This is a genomic window from Pseudomonas sp. LAIL14HWK12:I10 (assembly GCF_900184205.1).
Lineage (GTDB): Bacteria > Pseudomonadota > Gammaproteobacteria > Pseudomonadales > Pseudomonadaceae > Aquipseudomonas > Aquipseudomonas kermanshahensis.
This window is the reverse complement of record NZ_FXWU01000010.1, coordinates 106494-120168: the sequence shown is the minus strand read 5'-3', so window position 1 is coordinate 120168 and position 13675 is coordinate 106494. Positions and strand designations below refer to the sequence as shown.

Genomic DNA, 13675 nt, shown 5'->3' with positions numbered 1-13675 from the left:
TCGTTTTTTAAACAGATTTGGAATACGCCCGCGTTCCGTTGCACTCTCAGTGCATGGCCAGGCGCCGCACCTGCTGAACAGTTTCGTCGATCAGCTGCTCACTGGTATAGAAATGCGGTGAAAATCGCACACCGCCGCCGCGCAAAGCGCAAATTGTGCGCTCGGCCATCAAGGCCTTGTGGATGTCCACGCTGGCCTGCCCTTTGATACTGAATGTGACGATGCCCGCTCGTCTGTCTGGGTCAGCCGGGGTGTGCAGCACAACACCGGGCACTGATGCCAAGCCTTCATACAACTGGGCCACGCGCTGCTGCAATTGCTGCGCGACCGTGCCGATACCGACCTCCTCCAGGAGCGACAGGCTTGCCTCCAGCGCATGGGCGCCGAGCATGTTCGGGCTGCCACACTCGAAACGCCGCGCGCTGTGTGCGGGCTGCCATTGGCGTCGGTCGAAGTCGCCCAGGTGTTCCAGCATGTGCCAGCCATAGGCATTGAGTTCAAGTTGCGGGCGTAGCGCGGCGCGGCAATAGAACATCCCCAGCCCCTCAGGGCCGAGCATCCACTTATGGCCATCGGCCACGGCAAAATCACACTGAAAGCGTTGTACGTCGAAGGGCAGGGCGCCGACCTGCTGAATGGCATCGATGCAGAACAGTACATTACGCGCCCGGCAACCTTCTCCCAGGCGCGCCAGGTCCAGGCGCAGGCCGCTGCCGAACTGCACCGCGCTGACCGCCAATAACCGGGTGCGCGGGCCGCAGGTCGTCAGCAAGGTGGCTTCGGGGTCTGGGCCGGCCAGGTTGGCCTCGATCACCTGCACGCCACGGTCGGCCAACGCCTCCCACACCACGCGGTTGGAGGGGAACTCCTCGTCGCTGATCACCACCTGGTCGCCCGCTGCCCAGTCCAGCCCAAAGGCGACCAGCGACAGCCCTTCTGAGGTGTTCTTCACCAGGGCGATATCGCCAGGCGAGGGCGCATGAATAAGCCGCGCCAGCCGCGCGCGCAGGCGTCGCTCGGTGGCCAGCCAGGATGGGTACTCGCTGGCACCTAGGCAAACGTTGTCGCGGGCGAAGCGGGCCACTGCCTCGGCAGCCCGCCGTGGCCAGGGGGCGATGGCGGCGTGGTTCAGGTAGCGCAGCCCCGGGGCATGGTCGAACTCATCGTGAAACATAGACATGGTTGGATGATCCGTGCAATTTCCCGCAAGATAGGCATAATAAACCGCTTCGATTGTCATCCAGTCCTTCCTATGCAGAAAGAACCTCGTAAGGTCCGTGAGTTTCGCCGTCGCGAACAGGAAATCCTCGATACCGCGCTCAAGCTGTTTCTCGAACAGGGTGAAGACAGTGTCACCGTCGAGATGATCGCTGACGCGGTAGGTATCGGCAAAGGCACGATCTACAAGCACTTCAAGTCCAAGGCGGAGATCTACCTGCGCCTGATGCTCGACTACGAGCGTGATTTGAACGAGCTGTTGCATTCGGCCGACGTCGACCGTGACAAGGAAGCCCTGTCGCGCGCCTACTTCGAGTTCCGCATGCGCGACCCGCAGCGCTATCGCCTGTTCGACCGCCTGGAAGAAAAGGTGGTCAAGGGTAATCAGGTGCCGGAGATGGTCGAGCAGTTGCATAGCATCCGCGCCTCCAACTTCGATCGCCTCACCCAGTTGATCAAGGGCCGTATCAGCGAAGGCAAGCTCGAAGACGTACCGCCGTACTTCCACTACTGCGCGGCCTGGGCGTTGGTACATGGCGCCGTGGCGCTGTACCACTCGCCGTTCTGGAGCAATGTGCTTGAAGATCAGGAAGGTTTCTTCCAGTTCCTCATGGACATCGGCGTACGCATGGGCAACAAGCGCAAACGCGACCCGGAACCCACCCACTGACCGGTCCGGTGGCTCCAGCATGAACAAGATGCTTGCAAAAACCTGATTTATGAGTCAGGTTTTGCCAGCCCCGCTTCATCCATGCTGGAGTCATCCATGATCGTCGATCGTCAAGGCAGGCGTTTTCGCAACCTGCGTGTCAGCCTGACGGCTGCCTGTAACTACGCGTGCACTTACTGCGTGCCCACTGGCAAACGCCTGGTGGCGGCGCAGGACGAGCTGTCGGCGCAAGCCCTGGCGCGGGGCGTTGCTTACCTCATCGAGGCCGCAGGTATCGAGCGTTTACGCATTACTGGTGGCGAGCCGCTGGTCAGCCCCCGGCTGGATGGCTTTCTGGCTGCCATTGCCAAACTCCCCCTCGACGATATCTCGCTGACCACCAATGGCCAGTTGCTCGCGCGCAAGCTGCCAGCGCTTCATGCCGCCGGCATCCGCCGCTTGAATGTTTCCCTCGATACCCTCGACCCGCTGGCGTTTCGCCGCATCGCCCGCGGTGGCGACCTGGCCAGTGTGCTGGCAGGCATGCAGCGCGCCAGCGAGCAGGGCATGCGCATCAAAGTGAACATGGTGCCGATGCGTGGGCAAAACCTCGACCAGGTGTTGCCGCTGCTGGATTACTGCCTCGAGCGGGGTTTTGAGCTGCGCTTCATCGAGCTCATGCGCATGGGCCACCTGGCCAGTGATCGCAACGCTTTTTTGCAGCAGTTCGTGGGCCTCGACCAGGTGCTCGGGCTGATTGGTACCGAGCATGCCTTCGAGCAGGTCGACGTGCCGGTGGATGCTACGGCCCTGCGTTACCAGATCCCGGGTAAAGGCCATTTTGGCGTAATTGCCAACGAGAGCGTGCCGTTTTGCCGCGGTTGCTCACGACTACGTTTGTCATCGACGGGTTGGCTGCATGGCTGCCTGTCGTCGAGCAACCGCCACTTTGTCGGCGATCTGCTGGAAAAGCCGCGTCATCAAGCGCTTCCTGCCTTGCAGCGGCTGCTGGTCAAAGCCCTGGCAGACAAGCAGGATGTGGCGTTTTCCGGGGGTGTTACGGTGATGAAGGTGATTGGCGGCTGAGTCTGGCGCAAAAGCTGCATCCGCCGGCTATTCGCCGGTTTTTCGTCGCCGGCCACTGGAGGAAAGATGCGTAGCCTGGTCTTGCTGCTGGCGCTGATGGCGTTGGGCGGCTGCATGAATGTCAGCGATATGGGCGAAGGCGTCCGTTACCACATGAGCGACGCCGGTCTGCTCGACCACAGCGATACCCGCAGGACCCTGTCGATCCGCCTGCAGCCCGACTCGTTCATCTTCATTGGCCAGGGTGCCTTCGTGCCGCCCGGTAAAGGGCCAGTACCGCAGCAGAATGTGGTTGCCGACCAGGCCTTCAAGAGCTTCGTCGAGTATTTCCCCCTGGTACGCCGCGCCCAAGGCCCGCTCGGCTTGGAGGACGCGATCGCCCAGGCCCGCTCGGTGGGCGCGGACTACGTGCTGTACACCCGTTTCGCACGTACCGATGACCGCATCGGCAACGGCGACGAATGGTATGACGAGCAGGCTGTCGACCGCCTCGGCTGGGACACTGGGGTGGTGCAGATGATGCTGATCGAAACCAATACCCGCTACTTGATCGACACCGCACGCATCAAAAGCCGTGGCGGTTTGTTGACGTTCCACGACAATACGCCGGAAGATTTGCTTGCCGCGCCGATGCGCGAGTACGCTCGGAGCCTTCTGGGCATGAGCGAATGAGGCAAGCGTGATGAGCGATTCCGGCAAGGCCAATGACCTTCTGGCGCAAATCCCCAAGGCGAAGGGTTTGCCGCCCGTGCACCTGTGGAACCCGGACTTCTGCGGCGACATCGACATGCGCATCGCCCGCGACGGTACCTGGTATTACCTGGGCACGCCGATCGGGCGCAAGCCGATGGTGCGGTTGTTTTCCACGATCATCCGCCGCGACGGCGATGACTACTTCCTGATAACCCCGGTGGAGAAGGTCGGCATCCGTGTCGACGATGCGCCCTTTGTCGCGGTTACTCTGGAGGTGCAGGGCGAGGGCGAGCAGCAAGTGTTGCGCTTCACCAGCAATGTCGACGACCAGGTCGAGGCGGGGCCGGATAACCCATTGCGGGTCGAGCTCGATCCTGTCACGCAAGAGCCATCCCCCTACGTACTGATGCGCAGCAACCTTGAGGCGCTGATTCATCGCAATGTGTTCTACCAACTGGTCGAGCTGGCGGTGCCGCGTATTATCGGTGGTGAAGAGTGGCTGGGGGTATGGAGCCGGGGTGAGTTCTATCCGATCGGGCGTACCGGCTGAGACCTGTGTGGCTGGCATGCGCATGCCTTGAGTATGTCGGTGTCAATAAGACCGAGCGCCGCCCGCGCGGCGCTTCGCAGCACAAGGCTGCTCCTACATCCGTTTCGGGCCAGTCTCGCCTGTGGCATTTGCGCGCGACCGCATGCGCCAAGTCTCCAGGAATAACTGGCCCGGAGCCGATGTAGGAGCAGCCTTGTGCTGCGAAGCGCCGCGCTGGCGGCGCTCGGTCTGCCAGGCGCCGCAACATTCCAGCCGTACAACGAAAAAGCCCCCGGTTGCTTGCGCACCCGGGGGCTTTTCAGTGTTTGGCTCCGCGACCTGGACTCGAACCAGGGACCCAATGATTAACAGTCATTTGCTCTACCGACTGAGCTATCGCGGAATCTGCGCATATCTTACTGATCACCAAAGGGAAGTCAAGCTTCCCCCTGGTAAATCAGAACCGAATCAAGCAGTTACAGCACTTCGACGATAGCCTTGGTGACCACGTGGATGTTGCTTTGATTCAGTGCGGCAACCGCGATGCGGCCAGTGTCCAGCGCGTAGATGCCGAACTCGTTCTTCAGGCGTGCTACTTGCTCCACGGTCAGGCCGGAGTAGGAGAACATGCCCACTTGGCGGCCAACGAAGCTGAAGTCGCGCTGGGCACCGTAGGTGGCCAGCAGCTCGACCATCTGCTTGCGCATGCCGTGGATGCGCTGGCGCATTTCGCCCAGCTCCGCTTCCCACATCTGACGCAGCTCATCGTTGTTGAGCACGGTGGCGACGATGGTCGCGCCATGGGTCGGCGGGTTGGAGTAGGTGGTGCGGATCACGCGCTTGACCTGGGACAGCACGCGGGTGCTTTCGTCCTTGGAACCGGTCACGATCGACAGGGCGCCGACGCGCTCGCCATACAGCGAGAACGACTTGGAGAACGAGCTGGAAACAAAGAAGTCCAGGCCCGACTCGGCGAACAGGCGCACGGCGAAGGCGTCTTCAGCGATGCCGTCACCAAAGCCCTGGTAGGCCATGTCGAGGAATGGCACATGGCCTTTGGCCTTGACCACTTCCAGGACGTTTTTCCAGTCGTCCAGGGTGAGGTCGACGCCGGTCGGGTTGTGGCAGCAGGCGTGCAGGACGACGATCGAGCCGGACGGCAGGCTGTTCAGGTCTTCGAGCATGCCGGCGCGGTTGACGTCGTTGCTCGGTGCGTCGTAATAGCGGTAGTTCTGTACCGGGAAGCCTGCGGTCTCGAACAGGGCGCGGTGGTTTTCCCAGCTTGGGTCGCTGATGGCAACCACGGCATTGGGCGACAGGCGCTTGAGGAAGTCGGCGCCAATCTTCAGCGCACCGGTGCCGCCAACGGCTTGCACGGTGACGACACGGCCAGCGGCCAGCAGCGGCGACTCGGCGCCGAACAGCAGTTTTTGCACGGCCTGGTCGTAAGTCGCGATACCGTCGATCGGCAAGTAGCCGCGCGAGGCATGCTGGGCAGCACGCTGGGTCTCGGCTTTGATCACGGCGCGCAGCAGCGGAATGCGGCCTTCCTCATTGCAGTAGACGCCCACGCCCAGGTTGACCTTGTCGGTACGTGGATCGGCGTTGAATGCTTCGTTGAGGCCCAGAATAGGGTCGCGGGGTGCCAGCTCGACAGCGGAAAACAGGCTCATTGTTACCTTGGCTCTGATTGGAGAGTGATAGGACGTACACGCTCCAGCCGAATGCACTGAAGCGGTGCACAAACGGGGAGTCAGTATAGTGATACCGACCGGTCACTGCGACACTCTGGCGCAGCTTTTCCAGCCATTTACGCAAATATTTTTTGACCATTGGTCTTATTGCCGTGTCCACAGCAATAAGCGTTCACACCTGGGGCTTGAAACCGGCCCCGAGCGAACGCATTTGGGTATAGACTACTGGCTAAATTTACAGTTGCTGCGACACCGCGAGGTCCCTCATGTCCGAGTTCCAGCTCGTCACCCGTTTCCAACCGGCCGGCGATCAGCCCGAAGCCATTCGCCAGATGGTCGAAGGCATCGAGGCGGGGCTTTCGCACCAGACGTTGCTCGGCGTGACCGGCTCGGGCAAAACCTTCAGCATCGCCAACGTCATTCAGCAGGTGCAGCGACCGACCCTGGTGCTGGCGCCGAACAAGACCCTGGCGGCGCAGCTGTATGGCGAGTTCAAGGCGTTCTTCCCGAACAACGCGGTCGAGTATTTCGTTTCCTACTACGACTACTACCAGCCCGAAGCCTATGTGCCCTCGTCCGATACCTTCATCGAGAAAGATGCGTCAATCAACGACCACATCGAGCAGATGCGCCTGTCGGCGACCAAGGCCTTGCTGGAGCGGCGCGACGCGATCATCGTCACCACCGTGTCGTGCATCTATGGCCTGGGCAGCCCCGAGACCTACCTGAAGATGGTCCTGCACGTGGACCGCGGCGACAAACTCGACCAGCGCGCCTTGCTGCGCCGCCTGGCTGACTTGCAGTACACCCGCAACGAGATGGATTTCGCTCGCGCCACCTTCCGCGTGCGCGGCGACGTAATCGACGTGTTCCCGGCCGAATCCGACCTTGAAGCCATCCGCATCGAGCTGTTCGATGACGAAGTGGAGAACATCGCTGCCTTCGACCCGCTTACTGGCGAGGTCTTCCGCAAGCTGCCGCGCTTCACGTTCTACCCCAAGAGCCACTACGTGACCCCGCGCGAGACGCTGCTCGACGCCGTCGAAGGCATCAAGGAAGAGCTCAAGGACCGGCTCGAATACCTGCATAAGGGCAACAAACTGGTGGAGGCGCAGCGGCTGGAGCAGCGCACCCGTTTCGACCTGGAGATGATCCTGGAGCTGGGTTACTGCAACGGTATCGAAAACTATTCGCGCTATCTGTCCGGGCGCCCCTCCGGCGCGCCGCCACCCACCCTTTACGACTACCTGCCCGCGGATGCGCTGCTGGTGATCGACGAGTCGCACGTCAGCGTCCCCCAGGTCGGCGCCATGTACAAGGGCGACCGCTCGCGCAAGGAAACCTTGGTGGAATACGGCTTCCGCCTGCCTTCGGCGCTGGATAACCGGCCCATGCGCTTCGATGAATGGGAGTCGGTCAGCCCGCAGACCATTTTCGTTTCGGCAACCCCCGGTCCCTACGAGGCCGAACATGCTGGCCGCGTGGTCGAGCAGGTGGTGCGGCCGACCGGCCTGGTCGACCCGCAAGTGGAGATACGTCCGGCGTTGACCCAGGTCGACGACCTGCTGTCGGAGATCCGCAAGCGTGTCGATGCGGGTGAGCGGGTGCTGGCGACCACGCTGACCAAGCGCATGGCCGAGGACCTCAGTGATTACCTGGCCGACCACGACGTGCGGGTGCGTTACCTGCACTCGGACATCGACACGGTCGAACGGGTGGAAATCATCCGCGACCTGCGCTTGGGCACCTTCGATGTGCTGGTGGGCATCAACCTGCTGCGTGAGGGGTTGGACATGCCGGAGGTGTCGCTGGTGGCGATTCTCGATGCCGACAAGGAAGGCTTCCTGCGTTCCGAGCGGTCACTGATCCAGACCATTGGCCGGGCCGCGCGTAACCTCAATGGTCGCGCCATCCTGTACGCCGACCAGATGACCGGCTCCATGCAGCGGGCGATCGACGAGACCGAGCGGCGCCGGGAGAAGCAGATTGCCTTCAACCTGGCCAACGGTATCGTGCCCAAGGGCGTGGTCAAGGACATCACCGACATCATGGAAGGCGCTACCGTACCCGGCTCGCGCAGCAAGAAGCGCAAGGGTATGGCCAAGGCCGCGGAGGAGAGCGCCCGCTACGAAGCCGAGCTGCGCACGCCGGGCGAGATCACCAAGCGTATCAAACAGCTGGAAGAGAAGATGATGCAGTTTGCCCGGGACCTGGAGTTCGAGGCGGCAGCGCAAATGCGCGACGAGATTACCCAGTTGCGGGAGCGGCTGATCACCAGCTGATCCTTTGCTCCCGGTTAGGCCCCTTCGCGGGGCAAGCCCGCACAGGTACCTCAGTGCCCTTGTGAAAAGTGAGGTATCTGTGGGAGCGGGCTTGCCTCAGGATGAACGCAGCTCTCAAAGTCAGTGGGCATTTGTGGGAGCGGGCTTGCCCCGCGAAGAGGCCGGCACAGGCAACAAACAAATCAGCTCAATGAGCCTCCCCAGCCTTCAACCCCTCCGGCAGCTTGCGCGTCAACAGCACCGCCACCATGCTCACCGCCAAGCCGATGCCGACAAAGTGGAAGGCATCGTTGTACGCCATGATCTGCGCCTGCTGATGGGTGATCTCACTCAGCTTGCCAAGCGCCGCTGTCTCACTGCCCAGTCGCTCCGCCAGTTGCGCCAAGCGCTCTGCCACCTGTGGGTTGCTGGGCACCACCGATTCGCGCAGGTAGTCGAAGTACACCTTGGTCCGCGCATCCAGCAAGGTGGCCAGCAAGGCAATGCCAATCGCCCCACCCAGGTTGCGCAGAATGTTGAACAGGCTCGATGCCGACCCGGCATCTTGTTGCTGGATATAGGCCGTGGCAATCAACGAAATGGTCACCATGATCATCGGTTGCCCCAGTGCCCGAATGATCTGGATGTGGTTGAACTGCGGCCCCGCAAAGTCCGGGTTAAGCACCCCCGAGCCAAAGCTGGCGGCCCCGAACAGGCAGAAGCCTAAAGCGCACAGTATTTTCGGCGAGACCACTTTCATCAGCTGCGGCACCAGCGGAATCAGAAACAGCTGCGGTACCCCCATCCACATGATCACCTCGCCGATCTGCAGGGCGTTGTAGCCCTGGATCTGCGCCAGGTACAGCGGCAGCAAATAGATTGAGCCATACAGCCCGACCCCCATGCCCAGGCTGGCAATGCTCGACAGCCCAAAGTTGCGGTTGCCGAGGATGCGCAGGTTGATCAAAGGGTGCGGCTTGGAAAACTGCAGGATGACAAAGGTAATCAGGCTGATCAGGGCGACGGTGCCCAGGCTGACGATCAGGTTCGATTCCAGCCAATCCTTGCGATGGCCTTCCTCGAGAAAGACCTGCAGGCAGCCCAGCCCCAGGCCGAGCGTGACGATGCCGGCATAGTCGGTGCTCTTCAGCAGCTCCCAATGCGCCTCTTTTTTCTCCAGCCCGTACAGCAGCCCAGCGATCATCACCAAGCCTGGCGGGATGTTGATGTAGAAGATGTACTCCCAGCCCCAGTTCTCGGTCAGCCACCCACCCAGGGTCGGGCCGATCGAGGGCGCGAAGGTAGCCGTCATGGCGAACATGGCCATGCCCTTGGCGCGGTGGTGCTCGGGTAGCTTGATCAGGGTCAGGGTGAAGGCCAGGGGGATCAGCGCGCCACCGGTAAAGCCTTGCAGGGCACGGAACATGATCATGCTCTCCAGGTTCCAGGCCATGGAGCAGAGCAGGGATGACAGCAAAAAGCCGGCCGAAACCCACACCGCCAGGCGTCGGGCGGACAGCAACTGCACCAGCCAGGCGGTCAGCGGGATCATGATGATTTCCGCCACCAGGTAGGAGGTGGAGATCCACGAGCCTTCTTCCAAAGTCGCGGAAAGCGCGCCCTGGATGTCCTTCAGCGACGAGTTGGTGATCTGGATGTCGAGCACGGCCATGAAGGCGCCGAGCATCACGCTCATCACCGCAATCCAGTCGCGCCGGGTGGGCTCGGCAGTGGGCCGGAGCAACTGATCACCGGCCATTGCGGCCTTCATCCTCGGTGCGGATATCGACAGTGGCGGTGACCGACATGCCGGGGCGGATGCGGCCATGCAGCGGGTTGTCGGCGCTGAAGGTCAGCTTCACCGGGATGCGCTGCACCACCTTGGTGAAGTTACCGGTGGCGTTGTCCGGTGGCAGCAGGCTGAACTGGGCGCCGGAAGCTGCGAACAGGCTGTTGACCCGGGCTTCGATGGGGGTGTCTGGGTAGCTGTCGAACAGCAATTCGGCGCGCTGCCCTGGTTGCATGTGGCCAATCTGGGTTTCCTTGAAGTTGGCCTGCACCCAGATGTCTTCGTCGGGCACGATCGACAGCAGATAGGCGCCAGCCTGTACCACCTGACCGTTGCGTGCGTTGCGTTGGCCGATGGTGCCGCTGATCGGGGCGCGGATCTCGCAGCGGGTCAGGTTCAATTCGGCCTGGGCAAGGTCGGCACGGGCATTGGCGATCTGCGCATCGAGGCGTTTGAGCTCGGCAGTCAGGGCATTGACCTGCTGGCGCTGGCTTTGCAGGTCAGCGCGGGCCTTGTCGACTTGGGAGCTGGCGACATGGCTCTCTGCCGAGAGGGTAGTCACCCGCTCCTCGGACACGAAGCCAGGCTTACGCAGGGCTTCTGCGCGGTTGAGGTCCAGACGTGAGCGGTTGAGCGTGGCCTGGTTGGCGGCGACCTGGGCCTGGCCCGCAGCGATCAAGCTGCCTTGTTGCGTCAGGCGGCTTTCAGCTTGCATGTGTTCCGCTTCACGGGTTGCCAGGGCGGCTCGGGCGCGCTCGACGGCGAGTTGAAAATCGGCGGCTTCCAGGCGTACCAGCAGTTCGCCTTTGACCACGTGCTGGTTGTCCTGAACCCTTACATCTTCGATACGCGCGCCAAGTTGGCTGGAAATACGGGTGATTTCGCCCTGAACGTAAGCGTTGTCGGTACTTTCGTAAAAGCGCCCCTTGAAGTACCAGTGGGCCAGAAAGGCGAGGGCGATGGCCGCAACCACGACAAAGAAGATCAGCAGGCGGCGTTTGAGTTGAGCAGGCATGAGGACTATGGTTCCAGAAATGTAAACAAATTTAACAGCGACGGACGGCAATTCGACAAGTGTCGTTCGCGCCATTGCTGGAGCCGGGTGCCTGCTCCCTGCTAACATCCCGCCTTTGTTTCATCTTTCGTTCGAGACCTTCCATGACCACCGTACGCACGCGTATCGCGCCATCGCCCACGGGCGACCCCCATGTCGGCACCGCCTACATCGCCCTGTTCAACTACTGCTTTGCCAAGCAGCACGGCGGCGAGTTCATCCTGCGCATCGAAGATACCGACCAGCTGCGCTCCACCCGCGAGTCGGAACAGCAGATCTTCGACGCCTTGCGCTGGCTTGGCATCGAGTGGAACGAAGGCCCGGACGTCGGTGGCCCGCACGGCCCTTACCGGCAGAGCGAGCGTGGCGAGATCTACGCCAAATACGCCAAGCAACTGGTCGATGCCGGCCACGCGTTCTACTGCTTCTGCACCGCTGAAGAGCTGGAGCAGATGCGCGCCGAGCAAATGGCCCGTGGCGAGACCCCGCGTTACGACGGCCGTGCCCTGTTGCTGAGCGCTGAAGAAGTGCAGCGCCGCCTGGACGCCGGCGAGCCCCACGTGATCCGCATGAAGGTGCCGAGCGAAGGCATCTGCGTGGTGCCGGACATGCTGCGCGGCGACGTCGAAATCCCATGGGACCGCATGGACATGCAGGTGCTGATGAAGAACGACGGCCTGCCGACCTACTTCCTGGCCAACGTGGTCGACGACCACCTGATGGGCATCACTCACGTCCTGCGGGGTGAAGAGTGGCTGCCGTCGGCGCCCAAGCTGATCAAGCTTTACGAGTACTTTGGTTGGGAGCAGCCCAAGCTGTGCTACATGCCGCTGCTGCGTAACCCGGACAAGTCCAAGCTGTCCAAGCGCAAGAACCCGACCTCGGTCACCTTCTACGAGCGCATGGGCTTCATGCCCGAGGCGATGCTCAACTACCTCGGCCGCATGGGCTGGTCGATGCCGGACGAGCGCGAGAAGTTCTCCCTGGCCGAAATGGTCGAGCACTTCGACCTGTCGCGCATCTCCCTGGGCGGGCCGATTTTCGACATTGAAAAACTGTCCTGGCTCAACGGCCAGTGGCTGCGCGAGCTACCGGTTGAACAGTTCGCCGCGCGCTTGCAGAAATGGGCGTTCAATAGCGACTACATGATGAAGATCGCCCCGCATGTTCAAGGCCGGGTCGAGACCTTTAGCCAGGTTGCGCCGTTGGGGGGCTTCTTCTTCGAGGGCGCGCTGAAGCTCGATGCCAAGCTGTTCGAGAGCAAGAAGCTGTCGGCTGATCAGGTGCGCCAGGTCATCCAGTTGATCCTGTGGAAGCTCGAAAGCCTGCGCCAGTGGGAAAAAGACCGCATCACCGGTTGCATCCAGGCCGTGGTCGAATCGCTGGAGCTGAAACTGCGTGACGCCATGCCGCTGATGTTCGCCGCTATTACCGGCCAGGCCAGCTCGGTGTCGGTGCTCGATGCCATGGAAATCCTCGGCCCGGACCTGACCCGCTACCGCTTGCGCCAGGCTCTGGACTTGCTGGGTGGTGTGTCGAAAAAAGAAAACAAAGAGTGGGAAAAGCTGCTGGCGAACATCGCCTGACACAGCAGCCCGTAGTGATGTAGGCGCAGCACAAGGCTGCGCCTGCAAGGGGCAGGGCGGTAAGTGATTGTTATCTGTGAAAAAACTTTTGAATATTTTCAAAAATTCGTTTGACAGCCGTGCAATCCGATCTTAATATGCGCCCCGTCCACAGCGATGAGCGAAACGAAACGCCAGGCACCCAGCCAGCGATTCTGCTCAGAGCGACATAGTGGGGCTATAGCTCAGCTGGGAGAGCGCCTGCATGGCATGCAGGAGGTCAGCGGTTCGATCCCGCTTAGCTCCACCAATTTGCCGCGGTACGTGAAAACGGACCGGCACGAAGGTTACGTCCCCTTCGTCTAGTGGCCTAGGACACCGCCCTTTCACGGCGGTAACAGGGGTTCGAGTCCCCTAGGGGACGCCATGTTTACCCGCGTTTTGCGGGACTTTAAAGGCTCATTCGCTTATTGAATGGGCCTTTTGTTTTTCTCCCTTTCCCATTTTTTCGGGCACCGACAGGTTGTCGCTAATTTCGCTTGCCAAAAAATATGATGCTTATAATATTACAAGCATCATATTCGAGGTGGCCATGAACGACAAAAAGAGCAAAACCCGCGAGCGGATACTCGAAGCTGCGCGCAGCGCCTTGATCCAGCACGGGCCGGCTGAGCCGAGCGTCAGCCAGGTCATGGGCGCTGCAGGCCTGACGGTAGGGGGGTTCTATGCCCATTTCGAGAGCAAGGACGAACTCATGCTGGAGGCGTTTCGCCAGTTATTGGGCGAACGGCGGGACTTGCTGGCGCACGTCGACCCCAGCCTGGATGGCGAGGCGCGCCGGGCGTTGGTGACGGCGTTCTACCTTTCGCGCAAGCACCGCGACGCGCAAGTGCATGCCTGCCCGCTGCCCAACGCCCTGGGCGAAATGCAGCGCCTGCCAGAGGTGTTCCGCGAGGTGCTGGCCGAGCACATCGAGCTGATGACCGCGAAAATGGTCGACCGCCCCGAAGACATCGACAAAGCACTGGCCGACCTGGCGCTGATGGTCGGTGGCCTGGCCCTGGCGCGGGCCTTGGGCACTGGCGAGCTTTCTGACCGTGTATTGCGTGCCGCCAAGTCGGCGGTGATCTGAATAAC

General features: G+C 61.5%; 11 protein-coding genes and 3 tRNA genes. 9 read left to right on the top strand and 5 right to left on the bottom strand.

Annotated elements, in window-relative coordinates:
• Positions 1 to 46: 46 nt before the first annotated feature.
• A complete protein-coding gene (locus tag QOS90_RS21430; RefSeq protein ID WP_027596087.1) occupies positions 47 to 1180 on the bottom strand; it encodes an aminotransferase class V-fold PLP-dependent enzyme in 1134 nt (377 codons plus the stop codon).
• 72 nt (positions 1181 to 1252) lie between these two features.
• Between QOS90_RS21430 and QOS90_RS21425 the strand changes: the two genes are divergently transcribed.
• The 4 genes from QOS90_RS21425 to QOS90_RS21410 all read left to right on the top strand — a co-directional run bounded on the left by QOS90_RS21425 (position 1253) and on the right by QOS90_RS21410 (position 4196).
• On the top strand, positions 1253 to 1888 hold the full coding sequence (locus tag QOS90_RS21425; protein ID WP_027596088.1) for a TetR/AcrR family transcriptional regulator: 636 nt from the start codon (positions 1253 to 1255) through the stop codon (positions 1886 to 1888).
• A gap of 96 nt (positions 1889 to 1984) precedes the next feature.
• The gene (locus QOS90_RS21420) at positions 1985 to 2953 is read left to right on the top strand and encodes a GTP 3',8-cyclase MoaA (RefSeq protein WP_027596089.1); all 969 of its coding nucleotides are present in this window, start codon (positions 1985 to 1987) and stop codon (positions 2951 to 2953) included.
• Between the two features lie 66 nt (positions 2954 to 3019).
• Positions 3020 to 3625: a DUF4823 domain-containing protein gene (locus QOS90_RS21415; protein ID WP_085273686.1), complete on the top strand. Its 606-nt coding sequence runs from the start codon at positions 3020 to 3022 to the stop codon at positions 3623 to 3625.
• A gap of 10 nt (positions 3626 to 3635) precedes the next feature.
• A complete protein-coding gene (locus tag QOS90_RS21410) occupies positions 3636 to 4196 on the top strand; it encodes a DUF1285 domain-containing protein (protein ID WP_085273685.1) in 561 nt (186 codons plus the stop codon).
• A gap of 306 nt (positions 4197 to 4502) precedes the next feature.
• Here QOS90_RS21410 and QOS90_RS21405 read toward each other — a convergent pair.
• Together QOS90_RS21405 and QOS90_RS21400 are read right to left on the bottom strand one after the other, a co-directional pair.
• Positions 4503 to 4578, bottom strand: a tRNA-Asn gene (locus tag QOS90_RS21405).
• A 73-nt stretch (positions 4579 to 4651) separates the two neighbouring features.
• Positions 4652 to 5848: an amino acid aminotransferase gene (locus QOS90_RS21400; protein WP_085273684.1), complete on the bottom strand. Its 1197-nt coding sequence runs from the start codon at positions 5846 to 5848 to the stop codon at positions 4652 to 4654.
• A 287-nt stretch (positions 5849 to 6135) separates the two neighbouring features.
• Between QOS90_RS21400 and uvrB the strand changes: the two genes are divergently transcribed.
• Positions 6136 to 8151: an excinuclease ABC subunit UvrB gene (uvrB, locus tag QOS90_RS21395; protein ID WP_027596093.1), complete on the top strand. Its 2016-nt coding sequence runs from the start codon at positions 6136 to 6138 to the stop codon at positions 8149 to 8151.
• A gap of 187 nt (positions 8152 to 8338) precedes the next feature.
• Here uvrB and QOS90_RS21390 read toward each other — a convergent pair whose 3' ends face one another.
• Positions 8339 to 9889: an MDR family MFS transporter gene (locus tag QOS90_RS21390; protein WP_027596094.1), complete on the bottom strand. Its 1551-nt coding sequence runs from the start codon at positions 9887 to 9889 to the stop codon at positions 8339 to 8341.
• A complete protein-coding gene (locus QOS90_RS21385) occupies positions 9879 to 10934 on the bottom strand; it encodes an HlyD family secretion protein (protein WP_027596095.1) in 1056 nt (351 codons plus the stop codon). The genes QOS90_RS21390 and QOS90_RS21385 overlap by 11 nt, the downstream gene beginning before the upstream one ends.
• 143 nt (positions 10935 to 11077) lie before the next feature.
• Between QOS90_RS21385 and gltX the strand changes: the two genes are divergently transcribed.
• From gltX to QOS90_RS21365, 4 genes are all read left to right on the top strand, one after another.
• On the top strand, positions 11078 to 12559 hold the full coding sequence (gene gltX, locus QOS90_RS21380; protein ID WP_027596096.1) for a glutamate--tRNA ligase: 1482 nt from the start codon (positions 11078 to 11080) through the stop codon (positions 12557 to 12559).
• 213 nt (positions 12560 to 12772) lie between these two features.
• Positions 12773 to 12848 (top strand) — tRNA-Ala (locus QOS90_RS21375).
• 41 nt (positions 12849 to 12889) lie between these two features.
• A tRNA-Glu gene (locus QOS90_RS21370) sits at positions 12890 to 12965 on the top strand.
• 165 nt (positions 12966 to 13130) lie between these two features.
• Positions 13131 to 13670: a TetR/AcrR family transcriptional regulator gene (locus tag QOS90_RS21365; RefSeq protein ID WP_085273683.1), complete on the top strand. Its 540-nt coding sequence runs from the start codon at positions 13131 to 13133 to the stop codon at positions 13668 to 13670.
• Positions 13671 to 13675: the final 5 nt, after the last annotated feature.